The organism is Spirillospora sp. NBC_01491 (assembly GCF_036227065.1).
Lineage (GTDB): Bacteria > Actinomycetota > Actinomycetes > Streptosporangiales > Streptosporangiaceae > Spirillospora > Spirillospora xylanilytica.
Genome location: NZ_CP109432.1, coordinates 1,948,392 through 1,971,548, shown reverse-complemented (window position 1 = coordinate 1,971,548; position 23,157 = coordinate 1,948,392). Strand labels below are relative to the sequence as shown.

Here is a 23,157-nt window from a genome sequence, read left to right as displayed (position 1 = left end):
CGACACCTCGAGCCGCCTCAGCTGCTCCCCATGAGAAAGCACGACGGCCGCTGGAACGACCCGTCCCGCATGCATCAACTGCTCGGCCGCAAGCCCGTAAACCGTTTTTCGTTTTTCGTTTTTCGTTTTTAGGTACTTATTGTATCCAATTCCATGCGGCATGACGATTAGCGGGGCATTGATTCTATGCAGTTCTCCGCTGTGGCCGGCGCTGACGGCCAGGTCGAACCGCTCCCGCACGGCCTGCTCCCAGGGCACGACCCGTGCCCCCAGATCGTCGAGGAACGCGCCGACCCCATCGCTGAACGCGGATCCGGGAATGGCCGTGAACACCACCTGGACCCGGAAGTCGTCGGCCAGGACCGTCAGGACGTCGAGCACCCGAACCAGTGAGGTCACCGTGTGCGCGACGGCGAGCACGGTCGTGCGCCCGCTCCCGGTGGACCAGACCTCGGCCCCGGCCCCCACGGGAACCCGCAACCACTCGCCCACCCCGAGACCCCGTCCGTCCATCCGCGACATACTGACACAATCCACGCACCGCCCCAGCCTCTCCACAGCCGCACCCTGAACGCTCGTTCACCGGAGGTCGTCGATGAGGAGTTCCAGTGCGGACTCCTCCTGCACCCCCGCATTGAGCGCTTGCATGGTGGGGGTGAGCTCAGGGTCCCAGCCGGCCGCCACCGGGGTTCCGGCGAGCGGTTGGAGCGGTGTGCCGCGGGAGCGGGCCGCGGCAACCTGCTCCTCGTAGTCGGCGGCGCCCAGTCTCCAGGGCCGCGCGCCGTACCGTCCGATCATCCGGTTGGCCATCGCGATCCCCGGCCAGTCGAAGTCCCCCCGGTACGCGAGCCGGGCCCCGGCCGACACCAGACCGTCCAGCAGGGTCAGCACCACCGTCGTCGGGTTCCCGGACGCGCACACCAGTGGACGCGGGCAGCGCAGCCCGGCGGCCACCTCGACGATCCGCGGGTTCTCGCAGATGTACACCTCCAGCCCCTCCGGCAGCCGCCAGGACGCATCGCGCAGATCCCGGAGGGTCAGGTGCGTCTCAGCGCCGTCCAGCGACCGTTCACGGAGGTGACGGGCGGTCCGGTCCTCGCCCATCGGCATCAGCCCGTACGTCAGCACGGTGCTCGACACCTGGTCGGCCGTCACCCCGGCGGCCTCCCAGAGGGCGCGCCGCGCCCATGCGTCCCGAGGCGGCTCGGCATCGTGGGCACAGGCCAGTCCGCGCAGGACGATCCGCGCGAGCAGGGTTCCGTCATCGAGGCCGTGCGCGGTACCGGTGATCCGTTCGGCGAGCTCGCCGCGCCCCGTGACCGCGGGCTCACGGACCGGGCGGACGCCGGCCAGTGCCTCGACCGCCTGGACGATGAGCCGGGCGCCCTGGTCGGGATCGAGCCGCGCCAAGGCGCCGCCTCGCCTGACGTCGTCGAGCCAGGTGACCACCCAGCCGAGCCCGTCCAGCCCGCGCTCGTGAAGTGCGCGCCGCGCGGAGCCCCAGACCGTCTCCGAGGCCGCGCGGCGCTTGTCCCTGAGCGCGGGACGGTCGGTCAGCGGACCGCGCAGCTCGACGACGACCTCGATCAGCCCTCGTTCGGCCGCGCTCGAACGCAACTGCCCGTCGAGTTCGGCGAGGGCGATGCTGAGGGCCGGACCCGTGTAGGGACGGCCCATCAGCAGCGCGACCGCGTCCCGCTCCTGGTCGCTGACGTCCTTCAGTGACAACCGGCCCTTAGCCTGCATGCCGTTGCGTTCGAGGCGTTCGTGCACCCCCCGCCAGAACCGCTCCAGCGCCGGTTGGCCGAGCCAGGCGCGGGTCTGCGGTCTCAACCCGCCGGTCACACGCTGACCAGGCGTTTGCGCTGACCGTCCCAGGTGAAATGCACCGTTGCCACCCCGCGTGCGTGGGGGTCGCGCAGGCATTCGTAGATGTGCAGGCTGGGGACGGTCGGGAAGCAGCCCCACAGGCGTTCGCTGGTGATGACGAAGTCGAGGTCGAGTTCCACCAGCAACCCGAGCAGGCGCCCGTGGGTCGGCTCGTCGACCTTGGCGAACGCGTCGTCGAGCAGGATCAGGCGCGGCGCCGCCGGGGCCGAGTCGCCGAGCGAGGAGAAGTGCGCCGCGGCGGTCGCGAACAGCACCAGGTACGACACGACGCGCTGCTCGCCCTGGCTGAGCGCGGTGCGATGGCTGAGCACCCGCTCACGGTCGGGGCGGGCGGCGTCGGTCACCTTCACCTTGAACGCGAACCACGCCCGGTAGTCGAGTGCGGTACGCAGGTGAACGGCGTACCCGGCGGACGGATCGGCCAGCCGGGCCTCCTCGATCCGCCGGCGCAGCGCGTCGCGCAACTCCTCGGACTGGTCGCGGGTGCGCAGCGCGGAGGGACGGCGCAGCAGTGTCACGGCGGCCTTGACGTCGGCGTCGCCGCCATCGGCGAGGTCCCAGTGCAGCCGCGCGCCGATGCCGTGGGACGAACGGACCTGGTCGAGCGTGTCGTTCATCGCGGTGACCAGGCCGTGCGCGGCCAGCACCTGCCGGGACAGGTGATCGCCCAGCTCGCCCAGCAGGTAGCGCTCGAAGACCTCCTGCTCGCGGTCGGACAGCCGCAGCCGCGCCTCGGTGAGGGCCGCGCGGATCCGCTCGCCCACGACCGCGGCGTCGTGGGCGCCGGTGTCGTCGTGGAGCGCGAACCTCTTCACTCCGTCGATCTCCTCGATTCCGGCGTCATAGCCGCCGGCCAGGCCGTCGCGGAGTTCCTCTCCCCGGCGCAGGATCACCGAACCGCTGATGTCGGACGAGGCCGCTCCGAGGCGCGCGCCGACATCGTCGGCGAGGGAGCGCAGCGCGGTGATGCGGGTGCGGACATCGCCGTCCTGCGCCGAGTCGTAGGCGAGCAGGGACGGTTCGAGGTCGCCGAGCGCGGCGGCGAGGGCGAGCCCGGGGAGGCCGAGGGGGCGGCGCAGCTGGCCGCCGCCGGAGACCACGATCCGCTCCTGCTCGCCGAGCGCGGTGACGGCGCCCTCGCGCTCGAACTCGGCCCGGATCTGCCGCGTCCGGCGCTCCTCGGCCCGTGCCGACAACCTGGGCAGCTCCTGCCGCGCCTCGTCGAATCGGCGTTGCGCGTCGCGTTCGCCCTCCATGATCTGCCGTTCGGTTGCGCCGACCGTCTCCTCAAGGCGCTTCAGCTCGCGGTGCGCCTGGTTCAGGGTGGCGTGCACGGTCCGGTAGGCGGTCTCGGCGGCGGTGCGGTCGGTGTGCGACCGCTCCCAGGACCGGGCCGTCCCCGCGTGCGTGCTCAGCCGGGCGAGGACGCGGCCGGCGTCGCGGCCGATGGTCTCGACGCGGGCGCGCAGCCCGTCCAGGTCGGCGCGGAGCCGGGCGAGGTCCTCCAGCCCGTCCGGGAGGGAGTCGGCGGTGGCCTGGGCCTGGGCGCGGGCGCGCAGCTTCACTGCCGCCGTGCGGGCCTGCTCGGCGGCGCGCCGGGCGTCCGTCAGCTCCGCGGTCAGCCTGGCCACGGCCTCGGCGGCCTGGTCGTGCGCCGCCCACGCCTCGGTCAGGGGCCGTGCCGACGGTGCCTCGCGCAGGGCCAGCCGGAGCCGGTCGCGGCTGTGCTCGATGTCGGCGCGGGCGGCGCGGGCGCCTTCGAGAGCGTGGGCCAGTTCGTCGATGCGGGCCGTCAGCTCGGCGATGCGGTGGCGGCGGGTGGCGGCGCGCACGGCCGCGCCGATGTACTCGGGACGGTCCTTGCGGTACGCCCCGTGGGCCACGCCGAGTCTCCACCGGCCGTCGCCCGCGATCCAGCTGTGCGCCTGTGGTTCGTCACCCAGCCCGATGCGGTGTAGCAGCCGATCCAGGGTCTCGTGGCTCACACCATGGCCGGGGACGGGCTGGAGCACATCGGCCAGCGTCGGGCCCGGGAGCGGGATGTCTCCGGTGTGGAGCACGACGTCCTGGGTGTCTCCGGTCAGCACCGTGCCGTCGGCGCTCACCCATGCGCCCAGCAGCCCGGCGGCTTCAAGGGCCGCCTCCAGGCCCGCCCGGCTGGAGCCGTCGACCGACTCGGCGAAGTCCAGCAGGAGGAAGAGCGGGGCGCCTGTGCCGGAGTGCCGCCCGGCCGTCGAGTAGGCCGAGCGGGGCGGCTCCGGGTCTGCCTGCTCTTCCCAGTGCCGCCGGTCTTTCTCAGCCTGCGCGAGGGCGGCGTCCAGCGTGCGTTCGCGGGCGAGCGCTTCGTCGCGTTCGCCGTCGAAGGCGTCGAGTACGGGACCGGTGCTCTCGTGCGCGAGGCGGGAGAGGATGTCGGGGACGTCCCGGCCGAGGACGCGCTCGGAGAGCGGGAGCTCGTCGTCGCCTCCATCGGGCAGGGCGACGGCCGTCAGCAATGGATCGGGTTCGGGTAGCCGTTCCGCCCAGTCGCGCACGCGTGCGGCGTAATCGCCGGAGGCCGTGGCCAGTGCGGTGCCCTGCTGGCTCTGCCGCTCCTGTGCCTTCGCCAGTTGACCGTCGAGCTGTTCGGCCTCCTGCCGGAAGTATCCGGCCTTGTTCTCCGCCGCTTCGACTTCTCTCAGCTTTCCGGTGAGCGCGTCGGTGGCGCGCCGCCGCGCCTTGACCACCTGATCCGCTTCGCCGAGCCGTGCCCGCCAGGTCGTCAGGACGGCTCCGGCCGCCTCGTCCAGGGCCCGCGGCGCGGGCCGGACGACCTCCCTGTCCTGGCCGTCGGGGCCGGTGACCGTCTCGGTGCCCCCGGCCGCGAGGGGGACGGCCCGCGCGACGGGCGGCTCGCCGAGCAGCGCCTCGTCGAGCCCGCAGGAACGGGCGTCGCCGCGGGCGTCTCGGAGTGAGCCGCGCAGGTCCGTCAGGTCGCGCCCGATCTCCTCCGCTTCGGTGCCCAGCCGTGCCGCCGCCGTCGCCTCGCCCTGGCGCGCCAGCCCGGCCGCGCTCCATGCGACGTTCACGGTGTCGCGCATCGCCTGGACGGTGGCGCGCTTGTCGCGCAGGTCCTTCAAGGCGCCGTAGGCCGGGCCCTCACGCAGCGCCCGCAGGTCGGCGTCGGCGGCGTCCCGTGCCTCCTCGACCGCGGTGACCTTCGCGGCGGCCTCCTCCGCCTCGGCCTTGAGTCCCGCCAGCGCCCGCTCGGCGTCGCCGGCCCGCCGCCGGCGGTCCTTGAGTTCGGCCAGGCCCTCGCCGACCAGCCCGACCCGGCCGCGCAGCACTCCGCGCAGGTATCCCCGGTAGGCGGCGAGGAAGGTGGTGAGCGCGGCATCGGTCCGCTCCAGCCGCGCCAGTTCGTCCCGGACGGTGTCGAGATCGTCCAGGTTGCGGGCGACCTTGTCGATGATCTCGTCGTCCAGCGGCGGCAGGGCGTCGCTGAGCACCTTGACCAGCTCGCCCGACTCGATCCGGTCGCCGATCGTCGGCCGCCGCAGCCCGTACAGCAGATGCACCAGGTTCCGGTAGCGCGGCATGTCGGTCAGGCCGAAGAGCTCGCGAGCGACTCTGGAACGGTAGTCGGCGGCGCGCTCGTAGCAGTTCTCCTGGCCGATCAGCTCCCGCAGCCCGGACAGGGCGGGCCGCCGGGCGGGGTCGCCGAGCGGAAGCTCGCCCTCGCCGTCGCCCACGGTGAGCGGGGTGACGAAGTATGTCGCCTTCGCCTCCCCGGTGGACGTGGACGCCTTGACCGCCGCCACCAGGGTCAGCCGCTCGACCGCCGCGCCGCCCGGCCCGCCGTCGGCCGGACGGGCGAACTCCACCCACAGGTATCCGAGCCGGTTGGTGCCGGCCGTCCAGCCGTCGAGCATCAGCCACTTCAGCGTGGTCTTCCCGCCCCCGGCCGCGTCCAGCCTGCGGGTGTCACCGTCCAAGAGGAATGGCAGCAGCATCTCCAAGGCCTTCGACTTGCCGGCGCCGTTCTTGCCGCGCAGCAGCAGCCGCCCTCCTCCGAACAGGAACTCCTCGTCGTACTGCCACACCTGGTGGATTCCTGCTCGGCTGAGCCGGAACCGGTGTGGATGCATGGGCAGCGGGATCATCCGGTCGTCACCTCCGGGGCGTAGCGCGCGGCGGCGGCGAGCAGCCTCCAGCCGTCATCGGGATCGGGGCTGAGCAGGCACATGCGGTGCAGGAGATCGACGACCGCCGCGCGCAGCAGCTCGGGTGCGCCGGTGTACTGGGCGGCCCAGGACTTGTGGTGCCGCTCGGTGAGCTCTGCCAGTACGGAGTCGATCAGCCCGTCGGGGACGGCGGCTCCGCCGCCCTGCGGGGCGAGTTCGGCGACGAGGCGCTCCAAGAGCAGGAGCGCCGCCCAGGGGACGGTCCCGGTACCGGGGAATTCGATGTCGCTCAGCTCGCCTTCGGGGTCGATCAGCGCGACGCCCTCGGCGCGGATCTCGGCGTCCAGCCCCAGCGCGTCCTCGAAGATCCGCTGCTCGCGGCGCTGGTTGCGGCGCAGCCAGTCGCGCTCGTCCTCGGTCAGGTCGGCGACGTAGACGACCGGGGTCTCGACCAGCCGGCGCCGGACCGCGTGCCGGGGCCCGGAGTGGTCGGGGGCGGCGGCCAGCGCGATCAGCTCGGCGGGGGAGCCGGCCCGGCCGATCGGCCCGCTGACCAGCCGCCGCGCGATCTCGCGGTCCACCGTCAGCAGCGCCTCGGCGTCGCCGTCGCCGGAGTAGGACTCGACGGACCCCTCGTCCTCGGCCAGCACCCGCCATTCCGTCAGCTGTTTGAGCGCGGCGACCAGGGCCCGGCGCTCCACGGCCCGGCCAGGGTCGCCGGGATCGATCCCTGCCTCGGCCGCCGCCGCGCGGGTACGGGTCACCAGCTCGGAGAGCAGCAGCTGTTCGGGGGCCGTCACCAGCACCGACAGGACGAGTGCGAGGTAGGCGTAGGTGCGGGGGGTGAAGGGCGCCCCCGAGGCGCGCTCCAGCCGCCTGCCGCCGCCCGTTCCGAGGCCGGCCTTGAACAGCCGGGCGAAGCCCGGCTCGACGACCAACCGATAGCCGAGAAGCTGCCCGAACTGCCGGGCGAGCTCGTCGGCGTGCCGGCGGATCAGCGGGAAGTCCTCCGGATGCGTCTCCACGGTGACCAGCGGGTGCCGCATCAGCAGCCGTGCGGCGGCGCGGCGTTCGGCCGCGAGCTCGGCGGAGAGATCGCCGCTCATCCCGTCTCCTCCACGGTGGACGCGCCGGCCAGGGCGCCGATCCGCAGCACCAGGCCGTCGAGGGCGAGGTCGCCGTCGGCTCCGTGGATCACGCCGCCTTCTCCGGACGTCCTCACCAGGCGCAGCCGGAGGTCGAGATCGTCGTCGGCCGCCTCCGCCTCCTCGAACCGCGGCGGCGCTCCGGCCAGGGACCGGGCCAGCAGGTCCAGCAGCAGCCGGGTGGCAGCCGCCGACAGCCGGACGCCCGCCAGGCCGGGCCCCGCGGCGCGTAGTTCCGCAGCCGCCGCATGCTGCCTCCGTGTCTCCTCCTCGGCCTCGCGCCGCAGCCTGTCGCGCTGCGCGGCATAGTCCTCGGGGCCGGACGTGCGGCCTTTCGCGGCCCGGGTGCCGCGGTTCCGCAAGGCGATCGGTACCGCGATGGCGGGCCCGTCCGACCAGCTCGACGTCGCGGGCACCTCCTGCTCGGCGTCCGGTGCGAGCCCCAGATGCCGGGCGCCGTAGAGACCGAACGCGGCGGTGAACAGGTCGTGCGCGGTCGTGTCGTCCACCTCGTCGAACCAGCGGGCCAGCCGGAGCAGGTCGCGCCGCCGGGACAGCCCGCCCGTGGAGGACGCGATCATGCGCTTGGCGTTGGCGAGCAGGGCCTGGAGGGCACGCAGTGTGGCGTCCCTGAGCTGGTCCACCTGGCTGCCCTGGCCGTCCTCGTCGAAGAACCAGGCCCGCAGCCCGGCCCAGTCGTCCAGGTCGCGGCCCCGGCTGCGCTGGACCTGGACGTCGGCCCGCGCCAGCGCGCTCAGCCCCGGGTCGGCGGCGTCGATGTCGGCGAGCAGGTCCGGCAGCCGCGGCCACAGGCCGCCGATGCTCGCCTTGATCTGCGGCGCGCAGTGCGCCACGTCGTCGGTGATCGTCTCGGCGTAGTCGAGCAGCAGTTCCTTGAAGCCGGTGAACTCCGCGGTGTCCAGGTCGTATCGGAAGATCACCTGGCCGAGGTAGGCGTAGAAGTCGCGCACCGAGTCGGCGAACTGGCCGAACTGGGCGAACAGCGTGGAGATCCGCTCCAGCGCCGCCCGCGGCTCGATCCCACCGAGGTCCGCGCTCTGCTCGTCGAGGTCGTGGAGCCCCCGCGCCACCAGCGCCAGCAACTCCCGGCTCACCTCGCGCGCCGCGTCCGCCTCCGCGAGGATCGCGTCGGCCTGCCGCTGCACCCGCTCGCCGAGCGTGGACAGCTGGTAGCGCGACCGAACCCGGTGGTACTCCCGGATGCTGCCGGCCCTCACCGGCCGCGAGCTCGGGATCAGGTTGCCCCAGTGCCGCAGCTGCTCCAGCTTCGCCGCGACCGTCTCGACCGTCAGACCGCCACCGGCCCGCTCGGCCACATCGTGCGCGGACAGATCGGCCAGCAGCGTCGAGGTGAACGCCCGCATGACCGCCAGATGAGTCGCCCTGTCGGGCACCGTCAGATACGTGTAGGCGGTCAGCCGCTCCAGTTCCCCCGGCTCGCCCAGAACACCTTCGACCAAAACCCTCCTGCCCTTCTGCGCGGCGCCATCGCCTCCTACCGCCGCCATGTCCTCAGCCGGCGGCGTTCCGGCCTCCGTCGCCCTTCCCGTTCTCGCCTCGGTCGTCCTCGGATCGGCCGAGGGCCAGGGAGAGGTCCTGCCCGTCCCAGCCGCTCTCGGTGCGCCACAGGACCGGCAGGCCGAAGGCCTCCCGGAGGACGCCGGGAGCCCATGACTCGGCCGGCTCACAGGGGAGGACGAGGAACCGGTGGTCGGCGGGTTCTCCCTCGGCGTGCTGGACCTCGTGGATTCTCAGCACGGCGTCGCGCATCCGCCGGTACCGGTCGCCGCCCTCACCGAGCACCTCATAGAGGACTCTGCCGTCCGGGCCGTCGCAGATCACATCGGCAGTGGGGGAGTCCACCACGGGGAGCAGGCGGGCACCGTAGAGCTCGGAGATAAGAGCATGGCGCACACGTTCATGCACGCTACACCGTCGTTCCGCGCGCACGCTGGCCTCCAGCTCTCCAACGAACGCAGCGAAGCCCGCTCCACCGTCGTCGAGTTCTGGTTCCGCAGTCGATTGATCGGACTCTGAGGTGGTCACGCACTCGCCTTCCGGTGAGATGTCGGATACAGGGAGAAGCACTCGGGGAATCGGCGCCGAGTGCACGACGGTCAGCGACCGGGTGCATCGGGTCAAAGCCACGTAGAGCAGGCTGGGACCGGCGGGCGCCAGGCCGGCGATCGCCGCGGGCTCCACGAGCACAACATGATCGAATTCCAGTCCCTTGGCCTCCGCGGCGGTGATGACGCTGACCCGGCCGTCATCCGGGACGGTTGTGAGGGCCGCGGCCGTGTCGGCGTGCCGGTCGGCCGGGACGATCACCGCGACCGAGCGTCTCTCCTCATCCGCGGTCGCCGAGGTGAGGGTGCGGACCCGTTCGGCAGCCTCCGTGACCAGGTTCGCGGGCCGGACCGGCAGGAGGGTGACCGCTTCGGCGCCGCGCGGCCTGATCGACGTGGGGGACTTGGTCCGGGCGGGGATCGAGCGCGCCAGCGGTTCGGCGAACTCCATGACCTCGCTCGGGACGCGATACCCGGTGGTCAGCTCCTCGAGATGCCAGCCGTCGTCGCCTGCGAGGGCCGAGGCCAGGGCGGACCAGTCGTGATACGGGTGACCGCCGGTCGCCTGGGTGAGGTCGCCGAGGACGGTCATGGAACCGCTCGGGCAACGCCGGGCAAGCGACCGAGCCTGCATCGGGGACAGGTCCTGGGCCTCGTCCACCACGATGTGGCGGTAACGCGGAGGGGAGTCGCCGCCGATCAGGACGCGCAGTTCCTCCAGGCAGACCCGGTCTTCGGGCGACCACGGCTCGGCCGACATGCGGGAGGCGCGTGTTCGCGCGATCGCTGCCCGCTCCTCCTCCGAGAGCAGTCCGTCGGTGGCCGCGCGCAGGATCTCCGGGTCACCGAGCAGGCCGCGCAGGACGTGCTCGGCGGTGACATCGGGCCAGATGGTCTTCACGAGCCCGACCACCCGGGGGTCCCGGGCGATGCGGCTGCGCACGTCCTCGCCAGGGCGGCGCGGCCTTTCACCGGTGTTCGCGTGCACGAGGTGATCGACCAGGCGGGCGGCGAATCCGCGGCGACGGGTCGCGTACGGGACCGTGGCGCGCGAGGAGCCGTCATCACCTTGCGCGAGTTGCTCGAGGACGGCCCTCGGCACCGATGACCTGCCCCCCTCGAAGTTGAACTCGAAGGCGCCGGCGCGCAATTTGGTGTTCATGCGGTGATGGGGCAGGGCGTCCACGGCACGACGCAGCACTTCCGCCATCCGCGCGTCGGACTTGACCAGCCGGGCCGGCAGCGGATCGACTCCGCGCGGGGCGTCCCAGAGACGGTCGAGTTCCACCGCCGTCACGTCGCGAGTGCCCAGGCGCGGGAGGACCCCGCGGACGTAGTCGAGGAACCTGCGGTGCGGGCCGACGACCAGAACGTCACCGGTCTTGAAACGCTCGTTGAAGAGAAGCCAGGAGATTCGGTGCAGCCCCACTGCCGTCTTCCCGGTACCGGGACCGCCCTGGACGATCAGGACCCCCTTGCGGTCGTCGGAGACGAGCAGAAGTTGATCCCGCTGGATGGTCTCGACGATGTCGCGCATTCGCCCGTCTCGGGCCCGTTCAAGGTCCTCCAAGAGAAAATCCTTGAGGCCCTCGATCGATGGCGGGCCGGGCGCGGTGTCGGGCTCGGGCGGCAGGGGTTCGCCCGCCGCCAGGGCGCTGGCCGTGAACGCCCTCTGCGCGGACGGGGCGGCGACGATCCGGATCTCGTCCCGGAAGTCCCGGACCCGGTCGGCCTCACAACGCAGCAGACGACGCAGCGTCATCTTGCCGGGATCATCGGGCCTTCGCAGCATCCAGTCGATGGCCTGCGGCGTCTGCCAGTCGATGACGAAGGCGTCGTGGTCCTCGTCGCGGACGGGGCGGCGCCCGATATACCACGTCTTCGGCTTGCCGTCCTCCATGTCGTCGACCCGTGCGATGACGAGGGCTTCGCCGCCGAGGTCGCTCTCGAAGCGGATCTCAGGGGCGACGTCGGTGATGAAGGCGGTACCGGCATGTGCGTCGGTCAACTCTCTGCGCGTGCTTCGGAATGCGTCCCTGTTGTTCTGGAACTTACGCTCGTAGCAGGTGTAGGCATGGTCGACGGCGCGCTGTTCCTCGGCGATCGCGGCTTTACGTTCGGTCACGTTGCCTCCTTGGCATGCCCCAACCGGTCGGTGGCTGTGGTCTCCGTTCCTGAACGCAGGGGTCGCGGCCAGTGCCCGGGGTGGGGAAGCCGGGGAGGGGGCGGGGACGTTCCGGGCGGTTGGTCGAGATTCATGGTCGCGCTCTCATCTCGTTCAGGGGGATGGCTGGGAGCGCACCGTTCCCTAGTGTTCACACCAAACCACATTGAGGATGTGAACTCAATCGACCAAGAGGATCATAGTCTCATGTGAATCGAATCAACCCTGTCGATGTAGGTCGAGGGGGTTCGGTGTAGCGTGATGATCTCGCGCTGCCGTCCGGGGGCGCATGAGGTGGGAGTCCCGAGTGGCACAGGACGCGACGGTGACCGCGGCCGACATCGCCAGGCTCGCCGGCGTCGGCAGGGCCGCGGTCAGCAACTGGCGCAAGCGCCACGACGACTTCCCGCAGCCCGTCGGCGGCACCGCGGCCAGCCCGTCGTTCTCGCTCGCCGAGGTCCAGGACTGGCTGCGCGCGCAGGGCAAGACCGACGAGTCGACGGCCGATGAGCAGCTCTGGCACGAGCTGCGCAAGATCGCCGATGAGGTGGAGCTCGCCGACATGCTGGCGTTCGCCGGTGCGTTCCTGCTCTACCTGTGCCGCGACCACGCGCACTGGGACGCGCTCGCCGAGCGGTCCGACGAAGGGGTCGCGGCCGACCTGCCCGGCGCGGTCCGCGCCGCGGTCGAGGGGCTGCCCGGCGAGCAGGTGTTCCCCCCGGTCCTGCCCACGCGGCACGTCCCGGTGATCCGGGGGCTGGCGGGGCTCGCGGCCGGACGGGGTGCCCGCGCGTGCTTCGAGTTCCTCCGCGAGCGCTACCTCGACCTGCACAAGCGGCGCATGTACGACACGCCGCCCGAGGTCGTCCGGCTGGTCATGGACCTGGCGGGGAGCGGGCACGGGACGGTGCTCGACCCCGCCTGCGGGTCGGGCGGCCTCCTGCTCGGCGCGATCGAGCACGATGCCGGGCGGCTGCTCGGCCAGGACGCCGACGAGGCGGTCGCCCGGCTGACCGCCATCCGCCTCGCGCTCCGCACTCCGGACGCGGCGGTCCGCGCGGGCGACCCGCTGCGCCGCGACGCCTTCGCGGGCGTCGAGGCCGACCTGGTCGTCACGACCCCGCCGTTCAACGACCGCAACTGGGGTTACGACGAGCTCACCGCCGACCCCCGCTGGGAGTACGGGCTCCCGCCGCGGACCGAATCGGAGCTGGCCTGGGTCCAGCACGCCCTGGCGCACTGCCGGCCCGGCGCGCAGGCGATCCTGCTCATGCCGCCCGCCGCCGCCAACCGCCGCGCCGGCCGCAGGATCCGCGCCCAGCTACTGCGGCGCGGGGCGCTCCGCGCCGTCATCATGCTGCCGCTGGGGGCCGTGCCCAACATGGCGGTGCCGCTCAACCTGTGGGTCATGCGCCGCCCCGATCCCCGCGAACGGCCGCCGAGCCAGGTCCTCATGGTCGAGACGTCGGGCGACTACGCCGCGCAGGCGCTCGAGGGCTGGCGCCGTTTCGCCGCCGATCCCGAGGCCGACCTCGACGATCCCGGCCGCAGCCGCGCGGTCCGCATCATCGACCTGCTCGACGAGGAGGTCGACCTCACCCCGTCCCGCCACCTGACCCGGCAGGCCGCGGCGCCCGCGATCGAGCGGGTCGCCGAACGCCGGGCCGAGACGCTGGGGCTTCTGGAGAGCCTGCCCGCCCTGCTCCCGGAGGTCCGGGAGGGGCGAGGGGGGCGAGGGGGGCCGGACGGCCCGGACGCGCCGCTGGTTCCCGTCTCCGAGCTCGTGCGCATGGGCCTGGTCAGCGTTCACCAGGCGTCCGCGGTGCCGCCGGGCGCCGAAGAGGGACTGGTGCCCGTGCTCACGGCCGAGGACGTCGTCAAGGGGCGATGGCCCGACGTGACCGCGCGGGTGGAGACCGGGGCCGACGCCGTGGTCGTCCAGCAGGGCGACGTGGTCGTGCCGGGGATCATCAGGGCGCCCACCGCGAGGGTCGTGCCCGAGGGCGGTGCGCTGCTTGGACGGCACGTGTTCCTCCTGCGCCCCGATCCCGCGCGGCTCGACGCGCACTTCCTGGCCGGGGTCCTGCGCGGGTCGCTCAATCTCCGCCATTACTCGATGGTCTCGATGAGCTACCGGGTGGACGTCCGGCGCGCCGAGATCCCCATGCCGCCCGTCGAGGAGCAACGGCGTTACGGCGATGCCTACAGGCGTCTTGACGAGTTCGAAACAAAACTGCGCCGCGCCTCGGAATTGGGCGCCGATCTGGCCAGACTCCTCGGCGACGGCCTGGTTGACGCGAGCCTGTGTCCTGATACGGCCAACCGAATCCCTGACGACGGCAAGCCCGCGGCACCATGACGACGACCGCCGCGCCCGCACCCGCTGCAAGGCCCCGACCTGCGCGGACGCCACCTGCCGGGCGTGGGCGGGGGGCTCCGGCCACGAGGTCCGCCGGGCACCCCCGCGCGATGTGGTCCGGGCGATCGTCCGGTAGCCGGTTCGTGCCGTTCCGCAACGCCATATCCTGGCCCTCCGGTCAAGTGATCAGTGACAAGACCACGGTTGTCAGGCAGGTGTCGATGGATTCTCTCCAGCCTTCCGATCCGCGCGACATCGGTGGCATCGAGCTGCACGGCACGCTCGGCGAGGGCGGCATGGGGAAGGTCTATTTCGGGGTGACCCCGGACGGACGGCACGTCGCCATCAAAGTGATCCGCAAGCAGCTCGCCGGTGACCCCGAGATCCGCGAGCGGTTCGATCGCGAGGTCCTCGCGATGGGCATGGTGCAGGGGCCGCGCGTCGCGTCGCTGGTGGCCGCCGCCGGGCCGGGCGCCGAGCGGCCCTGGCTGGCGATGGAGTACGTGCGCGGCCTGACGCTGAAGGACTACCTCGCCACCCGCAAACCCCTCACGGCCGAGATGGGCGCGGTGCTGGGCGATCTGCTGGCCGAGGCGCTCGGCGCGATCCACCGGGCCGGGCTGCTGCACCGCGACCTCAAGCCCGGCAACATCCTGCTCGGACCGGACGGCCCCAAGGTCATCGACTTCGGCCTGGTCGACCTGACCGGGACCGACCAGCAGCTCACCAAGACCGGCGCGTTCCTCGGCACGCTGGCGTTCATGGCACCCGAGCACGTCCTCTCGCCCAAGGACCTGCCGCCCGCGGCGGACGTGTACTCGCTGGGCGCGACCCTGGTCCAGGCACTGACCGGGCACCTGCCCTACGACCGGCCGCACCAGGCTGCGATGATCATGGCGATCAGGGACCCGGACGAGGTGCCCGACCTGAGTGGAGTGCCCTTCGCCCTGGAACCGGTCATCGGTGCGATGCTCGCCCACGACCCGGCGCTGCGGCCGACCCCCGCCGAGGCGTCCGGGGAGTTCCGGCAGGTGCTTGCCGGCGCGGGTCTGGGCCTGCGCGACGCCCGCGTGCACTTCACCGAGCTCACCTATGTCGAGCAGCCGTCCGACCCGCCCAGCGACATCGATCCGCCCCGGCGGCGGGCGCGGCAGGGGCAGGGCGAGCGCCAGGCCCCGCGCCCGGCAGTCTCGATGCTCGCCGACCGGCTCGCCCACGCCTACGCGCCGGGCGGCCGGCTCTGACGCCGTGACGCCGCGCCGCCGTCCACCTGCACCGCCGTCCCACCCGACCCGCTGAGAACGAAGGAGTCCCAGGAGTGACGCTCACCGAGGCGGCCCCTACCCCCTACGCGCCGGGCGCGCGCATCGAGGTCCGCGACGCCGAGTGGATGGTGCGCACCTGCACCCCCATCCGCCGCGACAGCTTCAAGATCAGTGCGGTGGGCGTCTCGGAGTTCGTGCGGGACGAGGACGCGGTGTTCTTCACCGAGATCGACACGGTCGTCCAGCTCCGTCCCGAGGACACCGAACTGGTCGCCGACACCAGTTCGGCGTTCGCGCGCAGCCGGCTGTACCTGGAATCGGTGCTGCGCCGCACCCCGCTGCCGCAGTCCGAGCGGCGGCTTGCGCTGACCGACCGGTTCCTGCTCGACCCGCTCATTTACCAGCAGCGTCCGGCCGAGCTGGCGCTCAAGGGGCTGCGCCCGCGCATCCTGCTCGCCGACGTCGTCGGGCTCGGCAAGACCCTGGAGATCGGGCTGGTCCTGGCCGAGCTGATCCGCCGGGGCCGCGGCGAGCGGATCCTGGTCGTCACGCCGCAGCAGGTGCTGGAGCAGTTCCAGCACGAACTGTGGACGCGGTTCGCGATCCCGCTCGTCCGGCTCGACTCGGTCGGCATCGAGCGGATCCAGCGTGACATCCCGGCCGGACGGAACCCGTTCCTGTACTTCAAGCGCGTCATCGTGTCCGTCGACACCCTGAAGAACCAGGGCAAGTACGGCCAGCACCTGGAGAACATGTACTGGGACGCCGTCGTCATCGACGAGTCCCACAACCTCATCAACGAGGGCAACCTCCGCAACAAGCTGGCCCGGCTGCTCGCCGCGCACACCGACGCGCTGCTGCTCGCCAGCGCCACCCCGCACAACGGCGACGCCACGTCGTTCGCCGAGCTGATCGCGCTCCTCGACCCTGCCGCGATCGCCGACCCCAAGCAGTACTCGGCCGGCGACATCGACCACCTCTACCTCCGCCGCACGAAGATCAGCGAAGAGGTGCGCGACCAGATCGGCGGCAAGTGGCCGGGCCGGGGTCCGTCGGTGCCGCTCCCCGCCGCAGCGACCGCGAAGGAAGAGGCGATCTTCGCCGAGCTGGCCGACGTCTGGCTGCCCCGCCCGGACCGTCCCGGCGGATCGGTGGTCGACCGCGACCGCCGCCTGTTCCCCTACACGCTCGCCAAGGCGTTCCTGTCCTCGCACGTCGCGCTCGGCACCACCGTCGGCAAGCGGCTGAAGAACGCCACCGAGCAGGCCGAGATCGACGCCCTGAAGGACCTGGCCGCCCTCGTCGGGGAGATGGGCGACACCGACTCCGCCAAACGCACGGCGCTGATCGACGAGCTCAAGAAGATCGGGGTGAAGAAGAACGGCACCACCCGCGCGGTGGTGTTCTCCGAGAGCGTCCCGACCCTCGAATGGCTTGCGGCGACCGTCCCGGCGGCCCTCGGCCTCGGCGACGGCCAGGTCAAGACGATGCACGGCGGCTACTCCGACGTCCAGCAGCAGGAGATCGTCGAGGACTTCTCGCTCGCCGACAGCAAGGTGCGGCTGCTGTTCACCGGCGACGTCGCCTCCGAGGGCGTCAACCTGCACCGGCAGTGCCACCACTTGATCCACTACGACCTGCCGTGGAGCCTCATCCGCATCGAGCAGCGCAACGGCCGCATCGACCGCTACGGGCAGGAGCACGAGCCGCAGTTCCGGGCGCTCGTGCTCACCTCGGAGGTCGAGGGCGCCCTGGACGACACCACCGTCGCGCTGAAGCTGCTCCACCGCGAGGAGCAGGCGCACCGCAGCCTCGGCACGGCCGAGGCGGTCACCCGCGAGTTCACCGCCAAGAAGGAGGAGGACCGGCTCATCAAGGACCTCCTCGCCGGCAAGTCCGTCGAGGAGTCCCTCGACGAGGCCCCGCCCGTCGACTTCCTCGCCGACCTGCTCGGCGGCGTCGAAGGGGAGGCCCGCACCGAACCGGAACGGGCCGAGGTGCCCAGGCTGTTCGGCTCGACCGAGGAGTTCGTCCGCGAGGCCCTCCACACGGTCTGCGCCGACCTTCGCATCGACGACGACGGTCAGATGCTCGCCTTCGAGCCGCCCAAGGACCTGCTGTACCGGCTGAACGCGCTCCCGGCCTCCTACCTGAAGAAGCACAAGATCGCCGAACGGATGAAGGTCACCTTCGACCGCCCGCTCGCCCAGCGCAAGCTGGACGAGGCCCGCAGGACCAAGACGCTCTGGCCCGACATCGGCTACCTGTCGGACCTGCACCCGATGGTCGAGTGGCTGGTCGACAAGGTCCAGGTGCAGCTCGTCCGGAGGCAGGCCCCGGTCATCGCCGCGAAGGTCGCCGAGCCCACCTTCCTCGTCCAGGGGATCTACTCCAACGCCCTCGGCCAGCCGACCGTCGTCGAGTGGATGGCCGTCAGCGGCCTGCCCGGCGCCCCGGTCGTCGGCGACATGACCGAGGTGCTCGCCGAGGCCGGGGTCGGCCCCGGGATGATCAACACGAACCGTCCCGCCGACCTCGCCGGCCTGACGCCGCTCATCGAGCCCGCCGTCCAGGCCGCCCGCCGCCACCTGGACGAGCGGCGCGACCGGTACGACGACGTCGTCGCCAAGCCGCTCCGCGACTACGACGGGCAGCTCGAACTGTGGGAACGGGCCAGCCTGGAGAACATCACCGGCAGCCCGCAGGGCGGACGCAGACGCGGCGCCGTGCACGACACCGTCGCAGAGCAGAAGCGGCTGCTCCAGAGCATGGAGACCACAGGGGAACCGCTGCTGCGCATTCTGGCCGTGCTTGAGGGGGACGCATGACCTACGACTCGATCGTCAACCGCGGCGACTACTTCTCGGCCCACTACCTGGCCGAGATCCTGCCCAAGGACCTGAAGAAGAGCGACGGCCTGCTCTCCCGCTGGACCGAGGCGGAGAAGGACGAGAAGCCGACGCCCCGCAGCGGCCTGCGCGGCCTCAAACGCGACTACTTCAAGGAGCGCCCGTACTTCGCCGACGCCCTGGAGACCATCCGCGAGACCGGCCGGGCCCGCAATCTCGCCGAGTGGGAGAAGAACCTCCACGAGCTGCACGGCCAGGTGCTGCGCGCGCTCACATTCGACGCCGCGCCGCGCACGCTGACCGTCGAGCGTTCGGGCAAGCAGTACGAGGTCGCCGTCGCGCACGCCGAACCGGCCGAGCGCCCCAGTGTCATCGCGATCGAATGCGGCTGGGCGCCCGACGTCGACGCCGCCCTCGACCGCAACCAGGCCGGAAGGCTCCTCACTCCGGTCGACACCGACAACCTCACCCAGATCAGGACCGGCGACAAGCTCGCGTCCTGGCTGTTCGCGACCGACGAACCGCCCCGCTACATCCTGATCCTGTGCGGCGGCGTCGTCATCCTCGCCGACCGCCTCACCTGGGGCGAGGGACGCTACCTCGCCGTCAGCCTGGACGTCGCTCTCGGCCGCAGCACCGCGAACTCCGCCGAGATCGAGGTCATCGCCGCCCTGTTCGGCGCCGGCTCGCTCCTGCCCCCCGAAGAGGGCGGCACCGAACCCCTCGCCGAACTCCTCAACGGCTCCCGCCAGCACGCCGTGGGCGTGTCGAAGGAGCTGCGCGAGGGCCTCCGCGACTCCGTCGAGATCATCGCCAACGAGGTGCTCGCCCGCATGCGCGAGCAGGGCGTCCGCCCCGAAGAGATCATGGAGCCCGGCGCGTTCGCCAAGGAGCTCGGCCGCGAATCGCTGCGCTACCTCTACCGGATCCTGTTCCTGCTGTACGCCGAGGCCCGTCCCGAGCTGGGCATCCTGCCCACCGACGACGAGGCCTACGTCAAGGGCTATAGCATGGCTCGCCTCGGCGACCTGATCGTCCGCGACCTGGTCTCGGAGGAGTCGCGCCGCAGCGTCCACCTGTACGAGTCGCTCGACCTGCTGTTCCGCATGGTGAACAAGGGCCACAACCCGCGCGGCGACAACGCGCCGCTCCGCTCCGAGGGCGAGGGCCTGCGCTTCGAACCGCTGAAGGCCGACCTGTTCGACCCGTCCCGGACCCGCCTCATCGGCGACGCCACGGCCGAGCCGGACGAGTACGACGAGGACCTGCCCCGGATCGACACCCGCCTCCGCAACGAGACCCTGCACAAGGTGCTCCGCCTGCTCATGCTCTCCAAGGGCAAGCGGCGCGAGCGCGGCGGGTTCATCTCGTACGCGCAACTCGGCATCAACCAGCTCGGCGCGGTGTACGAGGGCCTGATGTCCTACACCGGGTTCATCGCCAAGGAGGAGCTGTACGAGGTCGCCAAGAACGGCGACCCCAAGGACGGCTCCTGGATGATCCCCTCGTCCAAGGTGGACGACTACGAGGACTCGGTCTTCGTCCTCCGCATCGACGAGAACGGCTTCAAGACCGACGACCGCGTCAGGTACCGCCCAGGCTCGTTCGTCTACCGCCTCGCCGGCCGCGACCGCCAGACCAGCGCCTCGTACTACACGCCCGAGTCGCTGACCCAGGTCACGGTGCAGCTCGCCCTGCGCGAACGGCTCGACCAGGACGGTTCGACCACCCAGGCCCGCGAGATCCTCGATTGGACGATCTGCGAACCCGCCCTGGGCTCCGGCGCGTTCCTCAACGAGGCCATCAACCAGGTGGCCGCCGAGTACCTCAAGCGTCGCCAGGTCGAGCTGAGCCACGCCCTTGAACCCGAGCTCTACGCGGAGGAACTCCAGAAGGTCAAGGCGTACATCGCCCTGCACAACTCCTACGGAGTGGACCTCAACGAGACCGCCGTAGAGCTGGCCGAGGTCTCCCTCTGGCTGAACGTCATGTACCCGGGCCTCCAGGCCCCCTGGTTCGGCCTGCACCTACGGCGCGGCAACTCCCTCATCGGCGCGGGCCGCCGCCTGTACGGGCCGGAGCACCTCAAGCAGAGGGCCTGGCTCAAGACCGCGCCCGAGGACGTTCCCTTCCGCGACGGCCCGATCCCCGAGGGACGCATTCACCACTTCCTCCTGCCCGCCCAGGGCTGGGGCGCGGTGGCAGGGGAGAAGGAGGCCAAGGCACTCGCCCCCGAGGACGCGAAGCGTCTGGGGGACTGGCGCAAGAAGCTTCTCAAGGACCCGTCCACCAAGAAGAGGCAAGGACAGAAGCACACCCAGGTCCAGCGCCTCCAAGGACTCTCCCGTCGTGCCGAGTACCTGTGGGGCCTGGTCATCGAGCGCCTGAAGCTTTCGGAACAAGACATCAGCCGTCGCATTAATGTCTGGGGAGCCGAGAACCTTCGCGAATCGAAGGACGAGGTGGTATCTCGTGAGCAGATTCTCGAAGATCTGACTGCTGTTGGAACGCCGTACTGGCGGCTCAAGACCTTGATGAACGCCTGGTGCGCCCTCTGGTTCTGGCCGCTCGACAAGGCCGGACTCCTGGACGGCTCCGCCGAAGACTACGAGCGCCTGAAAGACAGAGTGCTCGACACCCTCCCGGGCACCTCAAACCCGGCAGAGGTTCCCGATCCGGAGCCGGCCGGTTTCCCGCAGACATGGGCGGCCGAATCCCTCTTCGGCGAGGAATCCGTCCAGATCCCGATCGCACCACCGAAGCCCCGCCCCAAGTCGAACCGAAAGCCGCAGCGGGTAGAGCGGCGCTCAGTGGTCCCGCTCGCCGACCTCGACGACTGGCTCGACTTCGCCGAGTCTCTACTCGGCACGTCCGACATTCCGGAGGACTCCCTCGGCGCCCACTTCGCATCGCTGGCTGCGCTTGGCGACCACGAGGAGCAGCTCCCGGCCTGGATGGGCATGGACAACGAGCTCAAGCTAGGCGAACGCTACCCGTGGCTGAACACGGTCGAGGACATCGCGGAGCAGCAGGGCTTCTTTCACTGGGAACTCCAGTTCGCCCAGGTCTTCAAGAAGGGTGGCTTCGACCTCCAGGCAGGAAATCCCCCATGGGTCAGACCAACATGGGAAGAAGGTGCAGTGCTCGCCGAATCTGAACCTTGGTTTGCTCTGGCGGACAAACCACATGTATCTGAGTGGAGAGTTCGTAAGTCGACAGTGCTTGATGACTTGTCGACATGGAACTTTGTGCTAGGAGAGCTGGCGGCTCAGTCGGCAGCTGGGAGCTTCATTGGATCAATCTCCGCCTATCCGCAACTAGCAGGGACTCAGCCGGACCTTTATCGAGCGTTTATGGTGCGCACTTGGAGCAATATCGGAAAACGCGGGGTGGTGGGCCTATTGCATCCTGATACCCACCTTACTGGGGACAGAGAAAAGAGTCTGCGCGCTGCCGCCTATAGAAGGCTCCGCATTCATGCAGACTTTGTTAATGCGGGAAATCGTTTCTTTCCACCACCTGTGAACCGCAGCTCCCATTTCGGTGTTCATATCTACGGCGTGGATCGGGAAATTGAGTTTTATCATTTGAGTTGGTTGTTTAGTCCTGCCGCTCTCCTGAAATCCTTCGATCACGACGGGTCGGGATCCTTGCCGGGGATTAAGTACGGCGGTGGCTGGGATGAGCGTCCACATGCTGCAAGGGTCATTACCGTCAATCGGGGAGTGTTGGATAAATGGCGACAGGTCACCGGGGAATCGGTGTCCGCCGAGGAGGCTAAGCTTCTATATCCAGTGAGCACAGATGAGCAAGATGCGATTGATGCTCTTGGGAGAATTCGACATCGCTTGGCGGAATTTAGTCCCCAGATTAGCTCGGGCTACCATGAGAAGGGCGCGAAGGAGGCCGGGCTAATTCGATGGGAACTCTTTGACCCTGAATATTGGTCTGATGTCATTCTCAAGGGTGCGCAAATTGGAGTTGCCACGCCTTTTTTTAAGCAGCCTTCAAGTACGGGAATCAAGGGGCGTCCTCAAGATTTGTCCTCTTTGTGCGAGGATGCTTTGCCTCGATCTGAGTATATGCGTGCAACTGACTGGAACATTTATCGTCGGGCCCAAGACCTTTGGCTTGATCGCCAGCGGTATAATGATTTTCTGGCTGCCCAGCCTGAGGAAATGAAAGCGCTGCGCGAGCAGATTGCCCAAGATCAAGCGATATCACTTTCCGAGGTGTCTATCGAGATGGTCGACACTTTTAGGAGAAATGAATCTCTTCGTCCGTATACTGAATTCTATCGGCTGGCGTGGCGGCAGATGATACCGGGAGATACTGATAGGAGTCTATTTCCTGCCATTTATCCTCCAGGGCCCGCACATATTCATGGGATCCGAAGTATGGCGATGGATAGCGATGAATTGACGGCACTTGTTGGCGGTTTTTGGTCCGCACTTCCTGTGGATTACTTGCTTCGAATTTCCGGAGTCAGTAATTTGGATTCTGGAACGGCTCGTTCAATGCCAGCCCCAGAGGTAAGCCATGTTTTGGCGAAATCATTGATGGTTCGATCATTGCGGCTAAATTGTCTAACTAAGGCATATTCGAATCTGTGGGAGACGCTTTATTGTCGGGATTGGCAAACGGAGGATTGGGTATTCCCTTGGCCTGGGCTGACGAGGTTGGGAACGGTCACCGGAAAATGGGCAGGAAATACACCCCTGCGCACGGAGTTTGAACGCCGAGCTGCACTCGTGGAGATCGATGCATTGGTGGCAGTTTGGTTGGGGCTATCGGCTGAGCAACTCTGTGCTATTTACCGTGCACGTTTTCCGCAGTTGTTCGGATATGAGTCCGCGATGTGGTTCGATGCGAGCGGCGCAAAGATCGCAGCTAACTGGAACTCGTATGGCTCCAAGCAGAGAGGGGAGGATTATGAAAGCCTTCAATCATATCTGCGTGATCCCGAAATGGTGATGGCGCCCGAGGGTTACGAGAGGCCGTTCTATAGGGCGGACCGCGAGGCGGAGTATCGGCAGGCGCATGCGGTGTTCTTGGAGCGGCTTGAGCGGGCGAAGGCTGAGGGGTGGGCGCCGGACGGCGGAGGCTTGTCCTCGTGACCCGAGGTTGTGTCGTCGCTACGTACTGAGACGATGTTGGAGTGTGTCGGCGGACGGTGAGTTACCACGCTTGGCAGGGTGAGGATGCTCGTAAGGGTGGGTTGGATGCAAAAAGAGC

General features: G+C 69.8%; 10 protein-coding genes. 5 read left to right on the top strand and 5 right to left on the bottom strand.

Annotated elements, in window-relative coordinates; genetic code table 11:
* Positions 1–186: 186 nt before the first annotated feature.
* Positions 187–393 carry a hypothetical protein gene (locus OHA34_RS09510; RefSeq protein ID WP_285940727.1) on the top strand — a complete coding sequence of 69 codons (207 nt, stop codon included), beginning with the start codon at positions 187–189 and terminating at the stop codon, positions 391–393.
* Between the two features lie 186 nt (positions 394–579).
* Here the strand turns inward: OHA34_RS09510 and OHA34_RS09505 are convergent, their stop codons facing one another.
* Genes OHA34_RS09505 through OHA34_RS09485 form a run of 5 tightly spaced genes read right to left on the bottom strand, consistent with a single transcriptional unit; the run spans position 580 to position 11,410 of the window.
* The gene (locus OHA34_RS09505) at positions 580–1,833 is read right to left on the bottom strand and encodes a TIGR02679 family protein (RefSeq protein ID WP_329521380.1); all 1,254 of its coding nucleotides are present in this window, start codon (positions 1,831–1,833) and stop codon (positions 580–582) included.
* Positions 1,834–1,841: 8 nt separating this feature from the next.
* Positions 1,842–6,032 (bottom strand): TIGR02680 family protein, encoded by a 4,191-nt coding sequence (locus OHA34_RS09500; protein WP_329521379.1) that lies wholly within the window; start codon positions 6,030–6,032, stop codon positions 1,842–1,844.
* On the bottom strand, positions 6,029–7,159 hold the full coding sequence (locus tag OHA34_RS09495) for a TIGR02678 family protein (RefSeq protein WP_329521378.1): 1,131 nt from the start codon (positions 7,157–7,159) through the stop codon (positions 6,029–6,031). The genes OHA34_RS09500 and OHA34_RS09495 overlap by 4 nt, the downstream gene beginning before the upstream one ends.
* Complete coding sequence (locus tag OHA34_RS09490; RefSeq protein WP_285940719.1) at positions 7,156–8,679, bottom strand: TIGR02677 family protein; 1,524 nt, start codon at positions 8,677–8,679, stop codon at positions 7,156–7,158. Before OHA34_RS09490 ends, OHA34_RS09495 begins: the two co-directional genes overlap by 4 nt.
* Before the next feature lie 52 nt (positions 8,680–8,731).
* Positions 8,732–11,410 (bottom strand): HelD family protein, encoded by a 2,679-nt coding sequence (locus OHA34_RS09485; protein ID WP_329521377.1) that lies wholly within the window; start codon positions 11,408–11,410, stop codon positions 8,732–8,734.
* Between the two features lie 346 nt (positions 11,411–11,756).
* Here OHA34_RS09485 and OHA34_RS09480 point away from each other — a divergent pair, with 346 nt between their 5' ends.
* From OHA34_RS09480 to OHA34_RS09465, 4 genes are all read left to right on the top strand, one after another.
* Positions 11,757–13,808: an N-6 DNA methylase gene (locus OHA34_RS09480; RefSeq protein ID WP_329521376.1), complete on the top strand. Its 2,052-nt coding sequence runs from the start codon at positions 11,757–11,759 to the stop codon at positions 13,806–13,808.
* A 221-nt stretch (positions 13,809–14,029) separates the two neighbouring features.
* The gene (locus OHA34_RS09475) at positions 14,030–15,052 is read left to right on the top strand and encodes a serine/threonine-protein kinase (RefSeq protein WP_285940716.1); all 1,023 of its coding nucleotides are present in this window, start codon (positions 14,030–14,032) and stop codon (positions 15,050–15,052) included.
* 74 nt (positions 15,053–15,126) lie between these two features.
* Positions 15,127–17,901: a DEAD/DEAH box helicase gene (locus OHA34_RS09470; RefSeq protein ID WP_329521375.1), complete on the top strand. Its 2,775-nt coding sequence runs from the start codon at positions 15,127–15,129 to the stop codon at positions 17,899–17,901.
* Positions 17,898–23,039 (top strand): class I SAM-dependent DNA methyltransferase, encoded by a 5,142-nt coding sequence (locus tag OHA34_RS09465; protein ID WP_329521374.1) that lies wholly within the window; start codon positions 17,898–17,900, stop codon positions 23,037–23,039. The genes OHA34_RS09470 and OHA34_RS09465 overlap by 4 nt, the downstream gene beginning before the upstream one ends.
* The last annotated feature ends 118 nt before the right edge of the window (positions 23,040–23,157 follow it).